We start from the raw sequence: 18153 nt of genomic DNA, 5'->3' as shown, positions 1-18153 counted from the left end.
GGCGGGCGAATTCGCCCCCAACCGGGCCTGCCCGGCGAGTAGAATGCCGCCCCCGGCAAGCAAGGTATTCAAGATGGCACTCATTGGGCGGTTCAATTCCCTGCAGGTGGTCAAGCACACCGACTTCGGCCTCTATCTCGACGGCGGTGCGGACGGCGAGATCCTCCTGCCCCGGCGCTACGTGCCCAAGGATTCGCCGAGCGAGGTCGGCGACTGGCTGAACGTCTTCGTCTACCTGGACAGCGACGACCGGCTCATCGCCACCACACTGCGGCCGAAGATCCAGGTCGGCGGCTTCGCCAGTCTCAAGGTGGTGCAGATCAACCGCGTCGGCCTGTTTCTCGACTGGGGCCTGCCCAAGGACCTGCTGCTGCCCCATTCCGAAGAGAAGCGCCCGCTGCAGGTCGGCGACTACTGCGTGGTCCACGCCTACCTCGACCCGCGCACCCGGCGCATCGTCGCCACCGCGCGGCTCGACCGCTACCTGGACAAGACCCCGGCCCGCTACCAGCCAGGCCAGGCGGTGGACCTGCTGGTGGTCGAGCCGACCCCGCTGGGCTTCAAGGCCATCATCGACGGCCAGCACTGGGGGCTGATCCACAAGAACGAGGTGTTCAAGCTCCTGCGCGGCGGCATGCGCGAGCAGGGCTACATCAAGGAAGTGCGCGACGACGGCAGGATCAGCCTGACCTTGCAGCCGGCCGGCCAGGCCGCCCGCGACGAGCTGGCCGAGCGCATCCTTGCGCGCCTGGACGAGGAGGGCGGCGTGCTGCCGCTCGGCGACAAGAGCCCGCCGGAACTGATCGCCCGCCTGTTCGGCGTCAGCAAGGGCAGCTTCAAGAAGGCCATCGGCGGCCTCTACAAGCAGGGTCTGATCGCCATCCACGACGAGCGCATCGAACGCCGCTGATGCGGCCAACTGCCTGATACGCGGAAAAAATTTGCTGCTTTCGCCGCTGCGGGGCTTGAGCTGACGCGGCCGAATTTGAATAATGTGCGGCGTTTTCCGCCGGTGTAGCTCAGTCGGTAGAGCGGCTCATTCGTAATGAGAAGGTCGAGGGTTCGATTCCTTTCACCGGCACCAGAAAAATCAAGGCTCGCAGCGATGCGGGCCTTTTTCGTTTTCGGGGTGGGCTATCACTGGGGTGACACCAGGACCGCAACGCCCCCCTCAATACAGCCCACTCGGCCAGGCACTCGGTGGTTTCCGCGTCGGTGGCAACGAGCCGATCGTCCGGGTTCCGTGCGTACCAGCGATTGACCCCCGCAACGCCGCAAGCCTGCGGCTCTGTTCGAGTACTCCCGGGTGCCATCTGTCTGGCATCATCCTCCCCACGACACCACCATCTCCGGATAGCCGGGGGACGATTTCAAGGGATAGAGCATGGCAGAGAGCAGTAACTTCGCCTTCCTCAAGGAGCACGACCCAGTCTTCTTCCAGCTCGCCAGCACGGCCGAGCGCGTATTCGCCAGCGATCCCAACACCACGCTGATCAAGCTGCGCCAGCTCGGCGAGGCGCTGGCCCAGGATCTGGCGGTACGCGCCGGCATCGAGTTCGATGCCACCCTCAGTCAGGCTGATCTGCTGTACCGCCTGAGCCGCGAGATCCAGCTCGACGGCAACATCCGCAACCTGTTCCACACCCTGCGCATCGAGGGCAACAAGGCCACCCACGAATTCCGCACCCAGCACCGCGAGGCGCTGGACGGGCTCAAGGTCGCCCGCGCCCTGGCCATCTGGTATCACCAGTCGTTCGGCAAGGCCGGTGGCGCCTTCAGGCCCGGCCCCTTCGTCACCCCCGCCGACCCCAGCGCCCCGCTGCGCGAGCTGCAGGAGCAGATCGAGCAGTTGCGCGCCGAGCTGGGCGACAGCCGTCAGCAGCTGGAGAGCAACCAGCAGATGGCCGAGCTGCTGGCACGGGAGAATGACGAGTACGCCAGCCTCGCCGGGCAGATGGACGAGGAGGCGCGCACCTACGAGCAGCTCGCCCTGGAGCACGAGGCCGCGCTGGCCAGGACCCGCGCCGAGTTCGAGGAGCGTCTGCAGGCGCTGCACCAGCAGCTGGAGAGCCAGCCGCAGGCCGCCCAGCAGGTCATGCACAGGACGCAGCAGGCCAGCAGCCAGTTCGACCTCAACGAAGACCTGACCCGCATCCTCATCGACCAGCAGCTCAACGATGCCGGCTGGGAAGCCGACTCGCTCGACCTCACCTGGCGCAAGGGCGCCCGCCCGGAAAAGGGCAAGCACAAGGCCATCGCCGAGTGGCCGACCAGCAAGCCGGGCGAGGCGGCCGACTACGTGCTGTTCGCCGGCCTCACCCCGGTGGCCATCGTCGAGGCCAAACGCAAGCGCATCAACATCGCCGACCGCATCCATCAGGCCGAGCGCTACGCCCGCCAGTTCGTGCTCCAGGGCGAGCTGCAGCCGGCCTGGCTGCTGAGCGGCGAGGGCGACGGCTGGGCGGACGGGCAGGGCGGCCAGTTCCGCGTGCCGTTCGCCTTCGCCTGCAATGGCCGCCCGTACATCAAGCAGCTCGCCGAACAGTCCGGCATCTGGTTCCGCGACCTGCGCAGCCCGGCCAATCTGCGCCGCCCGCTGCAGGACTTCCACACCCCCGAGGGCCTGCTCGACCTGCTCAAGCGCAGCCGCGCCGAGGCCGAGGCCAGGCTCCAGCAGGAAGGCTTCGCCTACCTGCGGCTGCGCGACTACCAGGAAAACGCCATCAAAGCGGTGGAGCAGGCGCTGGCCGCCAACCGCCGCCAGTGCCTGCTGGCCATGGCCACCGGCACCGGCAAGACGCGCACCATCATCGGCCTGATGTACCGGCTGCTGAAAGCCGAGCGCTTCCGCCGCATCCTGTTCCTGGTCGACCGCAGCGCCCTCGGCCAGCAGGCCCTCGACGCTTTCAACGAGGCGGCCCTCGAGCAGAACCACACCCTGGCGCAGATCTATGACATCAAGCAGCTCGGCGACATGGCCGCCGAGGCCGAAACGCGCATCCAGGTCGCCACCGTGCAGGCCATGGTGCGGCGCATCTTCCAGTCCGACCAGCCGCCGCCCATCGACGCCTTCGACTGCATCATCGTCGACGAGGCGCACCGCGGTTACACCCTCGACCAGGAGATGACCGAGGGCGAGCTGGCCGTGCGCGACCACAGCCAGTACCTGTCCCAGTACCGCCGCGTGCTGGAGTACTTCGACGCCTGCCGCATCGGCCTCACCGCCACCCCGGCCAAGCACACCAGCGAGATCTTCGGCGCCCCGGTGTTCACCTACAGCTACCGCGAGGCGGTGGCCGACGACTGGCTGATCGACCACGAACCGCCGATCCGCTACAAGACCCTGCTCAGCCAGAACGGCATCCATTTCGCCAAGGGCGACAGCGTCAGCGTCATCAACACCGCCACCGGCGAGGTGGACGTGGCGGAGCTGGAAGACGAACTCGACTTCGAGATCGAATCCTTCAACCGCCGGGTCATCACCCCCGGCTTCGACCAGGTGATCTGCGAGCAGCTGGCCCAGGAGCTCGACCCGCTGGGCGACGAGAAGGCGATGATCTTCTGCGTCAACCAGGCCCACGCCGAGCGGGTCAAGAACCTGCTCGACGAGGCCTTCAAGGAAGTCCACGGCGAGCAGTACAACCAGGCCGCCGTGCAGATCATCACCGGGCAGAGCGACAAGGTCGAACAGCTGATCCGTCAGTACAAGAACGAGCGTTACCCGAGCATCGCCATCACCGTCGACCTGCTCACCACCGGCATCGACGTGCCGCGCATCTGCCACCTGGTGTTCATGCGCCGGGTGCGCTCGCGCATCCTCTACGAACAGATGAAGGGCCGCGCCACCCGCCGCTGCGATGAAATCGGCAAGACCGTGTTCCGCATCTACGACCCGGTCGACCTCTACGCCAGCCTCGAGCCGGTGGACACCATGAAGCCGCTGGTCAAGGATCCCAACGTCAGCCTCGAGCAACTGGTCAACGAGCTGATCAACCCGGCCAGCCTCGACGCTCCCGGCAGCCAGCCGGACAGCAGCCATGCCCACGACGTGCTCGACCAGCTCAGCCAGCGGGTCATGCGCATCCTGCGCAAGGCCAGCCATAAGGCCGAGGACAAGCCGACGCTCAAGCACAAGCTCGCCGAACTGGAAGACGCCTGGGGCGTGGCGCCGGACAAGCTGCACCAGCACCTGCACCAGCTCGGTCCGCAGCAGGCTGCGCAGTTCGTCCGCCAGCACGCCCAGCTGCTCGACCAGCTCGCCGCGGTCAACGCGCTGCTCGGCTCGGAAAACTACCCGGTCATTTCTACCCACAGCGACGAGCTGCTGGTGCGCGAACAGAACTACGGCGCCAACCAGAAGCCGGTCGACTACCTGGAAAGCTTCAACGACTTCATCAGGAACCAGCTCAACCAGTCGGTGGCCCTCGGCGTGGTGGTCAACCGCCCGCAGGACCTGACCCGCGAACAGCTGCGCGAGGTGCGCCTGCTGCTGGATGGGCACGGCTTCAGCGAAGCCAGCCTGCAGAGCGCCTGGCGCAACCAGACCAACCAGGAAATCGCCGCCAGCATCATCGGCTTCATCCGCCGCGCCGCCCTCGGCGAAGCCCTGCTGCCGTTCGAGCAGCGGGTGGCTAACGCCATGCAGACGATCTACGCCCTGCAGCCGTGGACGCCGGTACAGCGCAAGTGGCTGGAGCGCCTCGCCAAGCAGCTGGTGCATGAGGTAGTGATCGACGACAGGCAGATCGGCGAGGCCTTCAAGAACGACGGCGGTAGCCGGCAGCTCGACAAGCGCCTCGGCGGCCACCTGGCCGTGGTGCTGGAAGCGCTGAACGATAACCTGTGGCCGGTGGCGAGCTGAAGCGCCCGCCCATCGACATGGAGCCAGAGTCCTTGCAAAACCGGACGCTTGTGAATAGGCTTGCGCGCAATACACCCGCCATGCCTATGGCTGCTTCGGCAGCTACGCACAAATTGAGCGGGTTTTTTATGCCTGGAGATTGTGTCGCATGAGGGTCTTCGACAAGCCCGCCATCGATATCGCCGGGCAGATCGCCCTGCTCAAGGCGCGCGGCCTGCAGATCCAGGACGAAGCACGCGCCCGCCACTTCCTCGAGGCAGTCAGCTTCTTCCGCCTGACGCCCTACATGCGGCCCTTCCAGCTCGCCGACGATCCGCAGCACGGCTTCCGTTCCGGCACCGGCTTTCGCAGCCTGACCCGCCTCTACGACTTCGACCGCCGCCTGCGCCTGCTGGCGATGGACGCCATCGAGCGGGTGGAAGTGGCCGCCCGCGCCGCGATCAGCAACCACATGGGGCCGAACCGTGGCGCCCACTGGTATCTGCAGGCCGCCTGCTTCCAGCGCCAGTACGACCACCAGCGTCTGCTCGGCAGCGTGCGTGACAAGCAGCAGCGAGCCCTGCACGACTACGAACGGGACTGCCGGCGCATCGACCGGCTCCCCGACGAGCAGCGCAAGGCCCAGCTCAAGCAGCAGCGCGCCCGGGAAAGCTACGCCCGCCACTACCCGCTGACCTACCGCGAGCCTGAGCTGATGCCCGGCTGGGCGATGATGGAAGAGCTGACGCTGGGCGACCTGTCCCACCTCTATGCGGGGCTGGCGCATGACGCCGACCGCAAGGCCATCGCCAGGCGCCTCGGTCTGGTCGCACCGCTGCTGGAATCCTGGCTGCACACCCTGACCACCGTCCGCAACATCTGCGCCCACCATGCCCGGCTGTGGAACCGCGAGCTGGGCATTCGCCCCGAGCTGCCGAAGAAGCCCGCCTTCCCCTGGCCCGAACAGTTGCGCAGGCCCGGCGCGCACAATCGCATGTTCCCGGTGCTGTGCATCCTCAACCACCTGATGCGTCAGGTCAGCCCGCACACCAGCTGGGACCGACGCCTGCATGATCTGCTGGCCGAGTTTCCCGAGGTCGACCTGCGCGCCATGGGCTTCCCGCAGGACTGGCAGCAAGACCCCTTCTGGCAGGCGCCACACTGACGCCGGCTTTCCGAACACCTGTTTGGCCACGAGTACCCCATGACCAATTCCGACATCGTCCAGAAACTCTGGAACCTCTGCGACGTCCTGCGCGACGACGGCATCAACTACAGCGACTACGTCACCGAGCTGGTCCTGTTGCTGTTCATCAAGATGGAATACGAGCAGGTGCAGAACAACGACGACTTCGGCCACAAGCTGCCCGCCGGCGCGCGCTGGCCGGATCTGGCCGGCAAGTCCGGGCTCAACCTGCTCAACCACTACCGGCAGATGCTCCTCGACCTCGGCCAGAACAGCGACCCGCTGATCGCCGCCATCTACGCCGACGCTCAGACCCGTCTCAAGGAGCCGCGCCACCTCGAACAACTGATCAAAAGCCTCGACGGCATCGACTGGTTCAGTGCCCGCGAGGACGGCCTCGGCGATCTCTACGAAGGCCTCTTGGAGAAGAACGCCAGCGAGACCAAGTCCGGCGCCGGCCAGTACTTCACTCCGCGCCCGCTGATCGACAGCATCATCCGCTGCATCCGTCCGCAGCCGGGCGAGACCATCCAGGACCCGGCCGCCGGCACCGCGGGCTTTCTGATCGCCGCCGACGCCTACATCAAGCAGCACACCGACGACCTCTACGATCTCGACGACAAGGCCCGCCGCTTCCAGCGCACCCAGGCCTACGTCGGCATCGAGCTGGTGCCCGGCACCCGCCGGCTGGCGCTGATGAACTGCCTGCTGCACGGCATGGAAGGCGACGCCGAGGGCGTGGTGCACCTGGGCAACGCCCTCGGCCAGACCGGCGCCGGGCTGCCGAAGGTCGATGTCATCCTCTCCAATCCGCCCTTCGGCACCGCCAAGGGCGGCGGTGGGCCGACCCGCGACGACCTCACCTACCGCACCAGCAACAAGCAGCTGGCCTTCCTCCAGCACATCTACCGTGGCCTCAAGCCTGGCGGACGCGCCGCCGTGGTGCTGCCGGACAACGTGCTGTTCGAGGCCGGGGTCGGCACCGAAGTGCGCCGCGACCTGATGGACAAGTGCAACCTGCACACTATCCTGCGCCTGCCCACCGGCATCTTCTACGCCCAGGGGGTGAAGACCAACGTGCTGTTCTTCCAGAAGGGCACGGCGGACGATCCCCGGCAGGAAGAGGGCTGCACCAAGCGCGTGTGGATTTTTGATCTGCGCAGCAACATGCCCAGCTTCGGCAAGCGCACCCCGTTCGGCGCCGCGCATCTCAAGCCCTTCGAGGACGCCTACGGCGAGGACCCCAACGGCAACAGCCTGCGCGCCGAGAACGTCGAGGGCATCGGCGAGGCCAGCCGCTTCCGCTGCTTCACCCGCAAGGAGATCGCCGAGCGCGGCGACTCGCTGGACATCAGCTGGCTGAAGGACGACAGCAGCATCGACGCCGCCGACCTGCCCACCCCGGAAGTGCTTGCCGGCGAAGCCATGGCCGAACTGACCGAGGCGCTGCGCGAGCTGGATGCGCTGATGCAGGCGCTGGGCGCGGGGGACGAGGCTACAGCGCAGAAGCGCATGCTGGCGGAGGTGATGGGGTTGGAAGTGGTTGCAGAAGGGGCTGGGGATGAGTGAGTTGCCGAGTGGCTGGGCTGCCTGCACGCTTGGCGACATTGTCGAGCGCATCGAGACAGGCAAGAGCGTCAAGTGCGAAGAGCGGCCACCGCAGGGCGATGAAAATGGGCTGGTAAAAATCAGTGCGGTTACTTGGGGGGAGTTCGATGAGCAGGAAAGCAAGACGCTGTTTGATTCGAGCCACCTCAAGCCAGAAGAAAAGATTCAGCTCGGCGACTTCCTGATTTCGCGGGCCAACACGCTTGAGCTTGTTGGCTCCTGCGTTTTAGTCAAGAAGATCTCGAAGAGTCTCTACCTCAGCGACAAGGTTCTGCGCCTTGTGCTTCCCGACGAGGCCAAGTCATGGCTGCTGGTTTGTCTGCGTTCGCAGGCTGGCCGAAAGCAGATCGAAAATCTCGCTACAGGCAATCAGTTGTCAATGCGCAACATTTCCCAGCAAGCGCTGAGAGAAATTCGCATACCGCTGCCGCCGCTCGCCGAACAAACCCGCATCGCCGCCAAGCTCGACGAACTGCTGGCCCAGGTCAATACCCTGAAAGCCCGCATCGACGGCATCCCCGCGCTGCTCAAACGCTTCCGCCAGTCCGTCCTCGCCGCCGCCGTTTCCGGGCGGTTGACGGAGGAATGGCGTGGAGTCCAATCGGGTGGTGAGCTGCAGTGTGACAGTGCCGACTTGCCTACCGGCTGGTCTGTAGTTCCTTTGGGGCGCTACGCCATCAACCATGATGGTGCTCGCAAGCCTATCTCGGCCAAAGAGCGCGAGTCTCGGAGGGGCGGGTATCCCTATTTCGGTGCGACGGGGCAGATCGATAGCATTGACGGCTATACGCACGACGGCGAGTTTGTGCTGGTTGGTGAAGATGGTGCGAACCTTCTGACTCGTGCCAAACCTATTGCCTTCCTCGCCAAAGGGCAGATCTGGGTGAACAATCACGCCCACGTCATTGCCAGCCCACCCGGGCATTCAAATGCTTACTTGGCGATCTACCTGAATACTCTCGATATCACGCCGTGGGTTAGCGGATCAGCCCAGCCGAAGCTGAATCAGAAAAACATGAACGAAATCCCTGTTCATATTCCGCCGCCTGCCGAACAAACCGAAATCGTCCGCCGCGTCGAGCAACTGTTCGCCTTCGCCGACCAGCTGGAAGCCAAGGTCAACGAGGCGAAAACACGCATCGACCGCCTGACCCGGAGCATCCTCGCCAAGGCCTTCCGCGGCGAACTGGTGCCGCAGGACCCGAACGACGAACCGGCCAGCGTTCTGCTGGAACGCATTCAGGCTCAGCGTACGAGTGCACTCAAAGCCAGGCGCGGACGCAAGACGAAAGAGAACGCCTGAGCCACTACTGGACCCTGCAGACGCAAGGATCGCCCATGGATTTGCTGCAAATTGCCCAATCGTTGTTCGGCCCTCTTTTCCGAGTAATCGGCTGGCTACAGAATCGCGCCAATCCTGTTCGCCTGCAGGCCGCACGTGTCCTGCAGGCATTCGAGGCCCATGGTATCGAGCGCACGCAGATCAACCGGCTGTTGCCAGCCGATCTGCAGCCGACGCAGTTCGAGCTGTCCAATGCCGACGAGCTCAAGAGGGTTATCAGGCCGTCTCACATAAACTGGATGGCGGATTTTTTCGCCCTGAATCCAGACTGGCTGGATGGTATCTCCGAGCAAGCTCATACGCTGATCGACAGCTATAAGAACCCCGGCAAGCTGCATGCGTGGTTTCGGGAGCATGCCTCACAGGCTGACCAGCGGCTCCGCTACAAGCTGCATCTGCTCACCAGCGACAGCGCGGTCATCACGGCAGACTCATCGGGCTACTTCGCCGTGGTGCTCGAAGAGTTTTTGGATGTGGATGACGACTATCTGAGCCGCTACTACCACCTGACTCTGGGCTCGCACTTCGGTCACCCTCCCGGCGTGCTGCATTTGATGCAAATGTTGGCCTTGGCGCATGTCCATGGGGCAATCATGCGCCGCTCGGTCATGCCAGCAGCGAGCCTGCACACGCTGAGTCACTGCCAGGGGCTGATCCCCGAGTTGCTGCGGAAAGCCAAGCCGCACCCGCTTGCGGCAGATCACGAGTTCTGGGGGCATTTTTCTGGCGACTCGCCCTGGCTTGTGCAAATGCGCCAGGACACCGAGGCAAGCCTGTTGAGTGATGGTCTGCACGATGTGGTCGCCCGCATCAACCAGGACCGCCAACGCTTTGCTCGCCCACAACGTAACGCAACTGAATGGACTTGCTAGTCATGCCCCTGCAAAACCGTGTCGATCCCCACAGCCAACTGCATGCCGTCTCCGCGCGCGGCACCTTCATGGGCAACCGCGGCCGACTGCACAACGCCGAGCGGCAGATCGTCAGCCCGTGGAAGATCAAGCCGTGGATCACCTGTGCGCTGTCCTTCAAGGAGCGCAAGCGCGAGCTGATGGCGCCGAACAGCTACACCGAGCTGTTCTTCCTCGACGAGCCGACCGCCTACGCCGCCGGCCACCGCCCTTGCGCCGAATGCCGCTGCCCGGACTACAAGCGGTTCAAGGCGGCCTGGGCCAGGGCCTTCCCGGAGCAGCAGGACCTGTCGGCCAAGGCCATCGACAACCTGCTGCACGCCGCCCGCCTCAACGATGACGGCAGCCAGCGTACCTGGACCGCGAAGCTCGCCGAGCTTCCGGACGGCAGCATGATCGAGCACGACGGCGAGTGCGTGCTGCTCTGGAAGGGCCACCAGTGGCGTTGGTCGTTCGCCGGCTATTCGCCGCTGCAGCCGATCATCCCGGCCGGGCAGGAGGTCGCGGTGCTGACTCCGGAGCCCATCGTCCGCCTGTTCGCCGCTGGGCTGGCCGGGGCGCTTGCCGTGCATCCGTCGCTCGACTCTTGCGACTGATCGACCGAGCCTCATCAGAACTCATTCAAGGACGAAGTGACCAGCCATGATGTATCAGCAAGACCTGTTCGAGTCAGAGGCTGCCCGCTCACTGCTGGATCAACTGCTCGACGATTCGCGCCTCTATCGCAGCAGTGCCGACTATCAAAAACTGCTCGATTATGCCAAGCACCTGCACCCGCTGCTGCGCATCGACCGCCTGCAGGAGGACGACATCGACGTTTCCGAACTGCAATTGACCCACTACCGCCTGACCAAACGCGCCGAGCACGACCTGCGCCTGAGCGAGGAGCAGGGCGACTACAGCCTCGACCCGGCCAGCGCCGTGGGCAGCGGCAAGCCCCACGACCCGGAAAAGAAACAGCTCTCGGAAATCATCGAGGCGCTCAACGACATCTTCGGCGCCGAAGTCAGCGACGAGGACCAGCTGCACTTCCTCACCGGCATCGCCCAGCGCATCAGCCGCGAGGAAGACGTCATGGCTCAGGTCAACAGCCAGCCCGCCGAACAGGTAATGCACGGCCTGTTCCCCAAGCGCGTGGAGGACATCGTGCTCGACGCGATGACCGATCATGAAAAGCTGTCGCTGGAAGTGCTCGACAACGTGGCCAAGAGCCGGGCGTTCGCCAGGGTGATCTACAAGCTGCTGACGACCGTGGAGGAGCAGGCGGTTTGATCCTTTCTCGGGCATCCTGGAGCAGACGAGGCGCTCAATATCCCCAAACGACCGCATCTTGCCCAAGCTCAGGATGAGTCGGAGGCCGAGTCCTTCGCTTGCCTGGTGTGCAGCCGCAATGGAGTGTCGTGCAAATCGCAAACCTACCTGGCGGAGCATGTCGGCAAGCACACCACAGTCGGTCAGGGGGACCTCTGTCAGGTCGTCAGGACGGCCGGGCAGAGGGAAACCCTTCTGGAGCTGATCACTCCCACGCGCCATGGGGCGCTCAAGGCTTCGTCAAAGGAGGGATAACCTGCAGGGTCATTCCAGCTGTTCGTGCCAAGCCTTTTCCGCTTTCCGCATCTCAAGAGCCAGATCGCGCATCAGCGGCCTGATACGCCTTTCCAAGCGCTGCGCGCAGCCCTGGAGCTGCAGGTTCACGAACAAGAGCCCATCGAGGCCGCGATGCTCGCCAGCATCGTGCACCGCATGAAGATCGCCGGGAAAACCCTGCGCGCTGCCGGCCTGCGTGCGAGGGGCCACGGATCTCAAGCGCCTAAACATCAGGCGCCTTTCTCCCTGTAAGTCATGGCCTACAAAAGATCGAGAGCTTTCCCAATTTATCCAGGCCGGCTGCCCCGGTAGAGTGAATCCCACAAAGACGTCGAAGGATCGACGCAGGCTGACCAAGGATGGCGGCCAAGGAAAGTCGCAGGATAGCGGCTACTTCATCAGGATGATGAGCCCCAGGGATGTGGTGATTACGAAGCGGCGAGGCTAACCCCTCGCCGTTTTTGTTTGCGCCGATGAAAAGTGTTCCAGCATCTCTCGCAGCGATGCACCTATTTCTCCGCAGGGGGCTTTGCTGTCAGGTTGCTGGCCGATCGGCGAAACACCCCATGCAAGGTGGGCGGAAAGTCCGGGCACATCGCCATGGAGACGGCGTGCCCCGCTTTTTTCCCTTTCCGCAAAGCTCGCACCGGCATTCGTCGGCTCGGCCGTATAGGGCAAATCCCGGACCCCTCGGCTCGAGCCACCTTCTATCAGCATTGCTGAATCGATTTATCAATCTTGGTTCCGTTATCTGAATCTTCGGTGTACAAGGTAATGGTGATCGCTCAGTAGTGTTGCGGGAGGTCTGCGATGGACGTGGAGCTTGAGTTTTGGGCACTGTTGTCGGTGGTAGCCATTGCCGGTGTGATCTGGGAGGCCAGGGCCGGGTAACCGGATCCCGTATCCATGGGCCTGAGCTGGTCGAGCGCGAGGGCGGGCTGTCATCGCTTCAGCACTTGGCACCGAGCCCAGATCGTCTCACTGGGCACACCTTCCCGCTTTTTCCGAATATCTGCTGACCCCACCGAAGCTGGCCGTCGCGATTGGCAGGGATCATGGCCCAACTGACGACACGTCGCCGGCACACCATGCCGACCAGACCGCCAGCGAGGCCAACCCACACGCAGCGCCACCTGCGGCCGCCCGATCAGTATTCGTGCGGCCTTGGCCGGTGTCGTTCGATTCCCGCTGCCGCGCCAGTCGGATCGAGGCCCGCAGCCAAGCGGGCCTTTTTCGTCTCCGGGGTGAGGGGGGCGGGGCCACGTCCCCCCAAAGGTCCCGCCTCCTCAGAACTGCACCGACAGCCGCACCGGCTGCGGGCCGTGCTGCTGTTCGATGAAGGCCACCACGCGCGGACCCAGCCGCTGGAAGTTCAGGTCGACGCTCTGCTTGCCGATGTGCAGGTGGCGGACCTGCAGGCGGTCGATTTCGATCGGCAGGCGCGGCTGCTCCACCTCGATGGTCTGGCGGCGGGTATCGATGCGCAGGCCGAGGCAGGCCTGCAGCAGCATGAATACCGAGCCGGCGGCCCAGGCCTGCGGCAGACAGGCGACCGGGTAGGCGATCGGCGCCTCGCCGGAGATGCGCTCGAAGCCGCAGAACAGTTCCGGCAGGCGCATGCCGAACTGCGTGGCGGCCTCGAACAGGCCGCTCATCAGATGCACGATGCCCTCGCGCTCCCCGTAGCGCGCCATGCCGGCGGCGCCCAGGACGACGTCGTGCGGCCAGACCGAGCCGTTGTGGTACGACATGGGATTGAAGCGTACCGCCTCGGGCGGCAGGGTGCGGATGCCCCAGCCGGAGTTGAAGGCGCGCGACAGCAGCTGGCGCACCAGCGCCTGCCCGCGCTCCGGAGTCGGCAGGCCCATGTACAGCAGATGGCCGACATTGGAGGCGCGCACCCGGCAGGGCCGGCCCGTTCCGTCCAGGGCGAGCGCGTAGAAGCGCAGGTCGTCCTGCCAGAAATGCCGCTCGACCGCGGTGCGCAGTTCCTGCGCGCGCTGCCGCCAGTGCTCGGCCGCCTCGGCGGCGCCGCGCCAGGCGGCGAGTTCGGCCATGCTCAGATAGGCCCGGTAGGCATAGCCCTGCACCTCGATGAGGGCGATCGGTCCTTCCGGGGTGGTGCCGTTCTGGTGGAACACCGAGTCGTGGCTGTCCTTCCAGCCCTGGTTGGCCAGGCCGCTGGTCTCGCCGCGCGCATAGCTGAGGAAGCCGTTGGCGGTGCTGGCGGCGCTGCGCTCTATCCACTGGGCGGCGGCCTCCAGGGCCGGCCAGATGGGATCGACCGCCTGGACGTCGCCCATCCGCTCGGCATAGGCCCCGGCCAGCACGACGAACAGCGGCGTGGTGTCGACGCCGCCGTAGTACTGGGCGAAGGGCAGCTCGTTGACCGCGGCCATCTCGCCCTTGCGCATCTCGTGCATGATCTTGCCCGGCTCGGAGTCGCGGAAGGTCGAGGTCTGGCTGGCCTGATGGCGGGCCAGGAAGGCCAGCACGCCCTGCGCCAGGGCCGGGTCGAGCCACAGGGTCTGCAGGGCGGTGATGATGGCGTCGCGGCCGAAGGGGGTCGAGAACCAGGGAATGCCCGCATAGGGATAGGGGCCGGTCGGCAGCTCGGTGGTCAGCAGCGCCAGGTCGGACCGCGACTTGTCCAGCCAGCCCTGGAACAGGCGCGCCGACGACTGCAGGCGCGCGCCGCGGCGCTGGCGGGCGCGCATGCTGCGCCGCGCCGCGGCCGCCGCCGCCCGGTAGCGGGTGCTGTCGGGGACCGCCGCCGGCCCGGTGCCGATCTCCACATGCAGCGTCCAGCAGGCGTGTTCGCGGATGTCGACCAGGAATTCGGCGCAGCCCTCGTCCAGCTGTCCGGGCGCCTCCGAGAACTCGATACGGACGCCGCGCCGCCGCTGATCCAGCCCGGTGTAGCTCAATTGCACGGTGCGGTCGCCGACCTGCGCCGGATGCAGTTGGCCGCGCTTCGGGCGCGTCTCGCCGCGCACCTCGAACATGTCGTGGAAATCGGCCGTGAACTGCAGCGTCAGCGGCGCCTGCATCGGCTGATCGCCATAGTTGAACAGACAGATGCGCTCGAAGATCCGCCCGTCCCAGAGGAAGCGCTTGCGCTCGATGTGGATGACGCCCTTGGGGGTGGCCGAGCTTTCCAGCGGCGACAGCGGATGATTGGTCATGTGGGCGGTGAAGAACACGTTGTCCTGGCTCACCATGCCCGACAGCAGCGAGGGCTTCTGGCCGGCGAAGCGCAGGCGGAAGATCGACAGGATCCGGGTGTCGTCATGGAAGAGCCCGTCGGCGTCTCCGGTCACGTCGCCATAAATGTCGGCCACCAGGAAGGTGTCGCCCTCCTTGAGCACGAGCAGGCGTTGCGGGGTGCGCTCGAGCACCTCCTCGATATCGAGCTCGGCGAGCGCCGGCTCCCGGGTCATCCCCTGGGTCATGGGTTCGAGCCTCCTTGCGGGGGAGGGGCGGATGCCAGGCCGTGCTTGGCGAGGGCGGGCAGCCGCCGGTAGAGATCGACATAGGCGCTCGCCATGATCTTCGACGAGAAGCGCCGCTCGAAGGCGGCGCGCACACGCCGCCGGTCGAGGCTCAGCGCTTCGTGGACCGCCGCCACGGCCTGCTCGTCGCTGTCGACGATGAGCCCGGTCACGCCCTGTTCGATCACTTCCGGCACGGACCCGCAGCGCCAGGCGACGACCGGCGTGCCGCAGGCCATCGCCTCGATCATCACCAGCCCGAAGGGCTCCGGCCAGTCGATGGGGAACAGCAGCGCACTCGCATTGCCGAGGAGCTCCACCTTGTCGGCGTCGCTGATTTCGCCGAGGAATTCGATCAGCGGATGGTCCAGCAACGGACGGATGCTCCGCTCGAAGTATTCGCGATCCGCCGCATCGACCTTGGCAGCCATCTTCAGGTGCATGCCGGCGCGTATTGCGATGGCGATGGCGCGGTCGGGCCGCTTTTCCGGCGACATGCGCCCGAGGAAGGCGAGGTAGCCGTCGCCGGGGGCGTCATGCTGGTCGTGGTAGTGAAAGCGTTCGTCGTCGACGCCGTGATGGACCGTCCCGTGCCAGTGCGCGAAGGGCAGGGGCTTGCGCTGGTCCTCGGAGATCGAGGCGAGCGGGAAGGCGTTCCAGCGCCGGTAGGCCTCGGACAGGTCCTTCATGTCGAGCCGCCCGTGCACCGTGGTCAGCGTCCGCCCGGCCATGTCCTCGAAGAACGGGAAATGCAGCAGGTCGGTGTGAAAGTGCAGGACGTCGAACTCGTCGGCATGGCGCCGGACTTCCTGCAGCAGGACGAGGTGGCTCGCCAGGTCCGACTTGAGCGGCGCGGGGTCCAGCCGCAGCGCCTGCTTGCGCATCGCCACCAGCCGGGCACGGGTGCGCGAGTCGGCCGAGGCGAACAGGGTCACCTCGTGCCCCAGCTCGATCAGTGCCTCGGTCAGGTGCGCGACCACCCGTTCGGTACCGCCGTACAGGTGTGGCGGTACGGCCTCGTAGAGCGGGACGATCTGCGCAATCTTCAATCGCGGAAATCTCCTGGCCCCCTTGGATCCGGCTGCTCCCGGCCAGATGAAGAGAGTCGTGCTTTGGGAAGGACCCCGCGTTCCAGCGGAATTTCAGGACAAGTATGGCTATTCTGTGACGCCCGTCCTGTCTCCCGACGTGTGGCGCAGCGTGGCGGTCGGGTGTGTCGCTGGCCTGGGGGGCCGCGCAGGCGCCTGGAAACCCTCAGACAATCAGCCCGACCACCGCCCCCGTCATCAGGGTCGCCAGGGTGCCGGCATAGAGGGCGCGCAGCCCGAGTTCGACGATTTCGCCGCGGCGTTCCGGCGCCAGCGCGCCCAGGCCGCCGATCAGGATGCCCAGGCTGCCGATGTTGGAAAATCCGCACAGCGAGTAGGTCATGATCAGGCGGCTGCGTTCGCTCAGCGCGCCTTCCGGCAGGCCGGCGAGCTGGATATAGGCGATGAACTCGTTCAGCACCGTCTTGACGCCCATCAGCGCCCCGGCGGTCATGGCCTCGGCCCAGGGAATGCCGGTCAGCCAGACGATGGGGGCCATTGCCCAGCCGAGCAGGCGCTCCAGGGTCAGCGGCGCGCCGGCAACCGCCGGCAGCCAGGCCAGGCCCAGGTTGACCAGATGCACCAGCGCGACCAGCACCAGCAGCATGGCGATGATGTTGAGCCAGAGCTGCAGGCCGTCCAGGGTGCCGCGGGTCACGGCATCCATGGCGCTGTGGTAGCGGAGCCGCTCCGCCGGCGGCAGGGACGGGCCTTGCGGTTCCGCCGGGTCCTGTCCGGGCGGAATCATCACATGGGCGATCAGCAGGGCCGCCGGCGCGCTGATCAGCGAGGCGATCAGCAGATGCCGGACCGGATCGGGAATGCTGCCTTGCAGAAAGGTGGCATAGAGCACCATCACGGTTCCGGCGATGGTGGCCATGCCGGTGACCATCACGGCGAACAGTTCGCTGCGCGACATGCCTGCCAGATAGGGGCGAATCAGCAAGGGGGCCTCGGTCATGCCGACGAAGACATTGGCGGCGCTGGCAAAGCCCACGGCGCCGCCGATGCCGAAGGCCTTCTGCAGCAGCCAGGAGAATCCCCTGACGACCAGCGGCAGGATGCGCCAGTGAAACAGCAGCGCCGACAGGGCGCTGATCACCAGCACCAGCGGCAACGCCTGGAAGGCCAGCACGAAACCGTTGGACGGGCTGGTGACGGCATAGGGCGCCGCGCCGCCGCCGATGAAGCCGAAGACGAAGGCGCTGCCGGCCGCGGTGGCCTGTTGCAGGGCCTGCACCAGCGCGGTCAGGGGCTCGAACAAACGGCTGGCGCCGGGAAACTTCAGCAGCACGGCCGCCAGCGCGAACTGGCACAAAAGCCCGGCGACGATCACCCGGGGCCGCACCCGCGAACGCCGTTCGCCGATCGTCCAGGCCAGCAGGATCATCACGGCCAGCCCCAAAAGCCCCTGAAATATGCTGAACATGCGCGCGCTCTCCCGGTGATCGATCTCCCCGTCGTCTGTGGGGGCGCCAGTGTATCCGCGGTGCGGGCCTGGTTGCTCGCCCCACTTCGGTTGCGGAGCGCGATGCCGGGGCTGATCCGCCGTTCCCGAATGCGGGACAATACGGCGCACGGCCGAACGGCCGGCAGCCCCACGACAACGGAGATTCCCATGAAACAGAACGAACAGGCGGATGCGGTATGGACGCAGATGTGCCAGGCCGCCGGGCTGGACCCGCAGCGGCGGCTGGCGGCGCGGCAGGCGATCCTCGGCGACGGGGCGGCGCAGGACTGCACCCTCTACCGGCCGGACGAGCGCGACCCGGAGGCCGAGGAGGAGGATCTGGGCGATGCCAAAATCTTGTTCACCGGGCCGTTCCAGGCGCCGGCGGAGTGGGACGAGCAGATGCGCGCCGACTACTTCGACGAGAACGATCCGGCGCTGTTCGTCACCGCCCTGATCGAATGCGAGGCCGCGCCGGCATCGCGCGGCTTCTTCACGGTCGAGCCCGGCGACTACGTGGCGGCCACGCTGGAAACGGGCGAGGTGGCGATGTTCTACGTCTACGACTGCAGCGAGGACGAGCAGGGCCGGCGCTGCGTGCTGGTCCGCGACGACGAGGAACTGGTCTGAGCGACTGCCGCGCGCCGTCG

General features: G+C 65.8%; 12 protein-coding genes, 1 tRNA gene and 1 pseudogene. 10 read left to right on the top strand and 4 right to left on the bottom strand.

Annotated elements, in window-relative coordinates; translation table 11 throughout:
• The first annotated feature begins 73 nt into the window (after positions 1–73).
• The 9 genes and pseudogenes from GCU53_RS05270 to GCU53_RS05230 form a co-directional block, all read left to right on the top strand.
• Entirely contained in the window at positions 74–910 is an 837-nt protein-coding gene (locus GCU53_RS05270; RefSeq protein WP_152386686.1) for a CvfB family protein, read from the top strand.
• Positions 911–1008: 98 nt separating this feature from the next.
• A tRNA-Thr gene (locus tag GCU53_RS05265) sits at positions 1009–1084 on the top strand.
• 300 nt (positions 1085–1384) lie between these two features.
• A complete protein-coding gene (gene hsdR / locus GCU53_RS05260) occupies positions 1385–4861 on the top strand; it encodes a type I restriction-modification system endonuclease (protein WP_152386685.1) in 3477 nt (1158 codons plus the stop codon).
• A gap of 148 nt (positions 4862–5009) precedes the next feature.
• Positions 5010–6005, top strand: a complete 996-nt coding sequence (locus GCU53_RS05255) for an Abi family protein (protein ID WP_152386684.1) — start codon at positions 5010–5012, stop codon at positions 6003–6005.
• Positions 6006–6044: 39 nt separating this feature from the next.
• A complete protein-coding gene (locus tag GCU53_RS05250; RefSeq protein ID WP_152386683.1) occupies positions 6045–7595 on the top strand; it encodes a class I SAM-dependent DNA methyltransferase in 1551 nt (516 codons plus the stop codon).
• Positions 7588–8937: a restriction endonuclease subunit S gene (locus tag GCU53_RS05245; protein ID WP_152386682.1), complete on the top strand. Its 1350-nt coding sequence runs from the start codon at positions 7588–7590 to the stop codon at positions 8935–8937. The genes GCU53_RS05250 and GCU53_RS05245 overlap by 8 nt, the downstream gene beginning before the upstream one ends.
• 35 nt (positions 8938–8972) lie before the next feature.
• Positions 8973–9848, top strand: coding sequence for a hypothetical protein (locus GCU53_RS05240; protein ID WP_152386681.1), 876 nt, complete (start codon positions 8973–8975; stop codon positions 9846–9848).
• Positions 9849–9850: 2 nt separating this feature from the next.
• Positions 9851–10483: a hypothetical protein gene (locus GCU53_RS05235; RefSeq protein ID WP_152386680.1), complete on the top strand. Its 633-nt coding sequence runs from the start codon at positions 9851–9853 to the stop codon at positions 10481–10483.
• A 151-nt stretch (positions 10484–10634) separates the two neighbouring features.
• Positions 10635–11159: pseudogene (locus GCU53_RS05230) on the top strand (type I restriction endonuclease subunit R); the annotation flags it as partial.
• A gap of 303 nt (positions 11160–11462) precedes the next feature.
• Here the strand turns inward: GCU53_RS05230 and GCU53_RS05225 are convergent.
• The 4 genes from GCU53_RS05225 to GCU53_RS05210 all read right to left on the bottom strand — a co-directional run bounded on the left by GCU53_RS05225 (position 11463) and on the right by GCU53_RS05210 (position 17482).
• Entirely contained in the window at positions 11463–11684 is a 222-nt protein-coding gene (locus tag GCU53_RS05225) for a hypothetical protein (RefSeq protein ID WP_152386679.1), read from the bottom strand.
• A 1076-nt stretch (positions 11685–12760) separates the two neighbouring features.
• Positions 12761–14926, bottom strand: a complete 2166-nt coding sequence (locus GCU53_RS05220; RefSeq protein ID WP_244307056.1) for an amylo-alpha-1,6-glucosidase — start codon at positions 14924–14926, stop codon at positions 12761–12763.
• Entirely contained in the window at positions 14923–16014 is a 1092-nt protein-coding gene (locus GCU53_RS05215) for a glycosyltransferase family 4 protein (RefSeq protein ID WP_152386678.1), read from the bottom strand. Before GCU53_RS05215 ends, GCU53_RS05220 begins: the two co-directional genes overlap by 4 nt.
• Positions 16015–16219: 205 nt before the next feature.
• Entirely contained in the window at positions 16220–17482 is a 1263-nt protein-coding gene (locus GCU53_RS05210) for a NupC/NupG family nucleoside CNT transporter (protein ID WP_152386677.1), read from the bottom strand.
• A 228-nt stretch (positions 17483–17710) separates the two neighbouring features.
• Between GCU53_RS05210 and GCU53_RS05205 the strand changes: the two genes are divergently transcribed.
• Positions 17711–18133, top strand: a complete 423-nt coding sequence (locus tag GCU53_RS05205) for a hypothetical protein (RefSeq protein ID WP_152389793.1) — start codon at positions 17711–17713, stop codon at positions 18131–18133.
• Positions 18134–18153: the final 20 nt, after the last annotated feature.

It is taken from the genome of Azotobacter salinestris, from assembly GCF_009363155.1.
GTDB classification, from domain to species: domain Bacteria; phylum Pseudomonadota; class Gammaproteobacteria; order Pseudomonadales; family Pseudomonadaceae; genus Azotobacter; species Azotobacter salinestris.
This window is presented reverse-complemented; position numbering and strand designations above follow the sequence as displayed.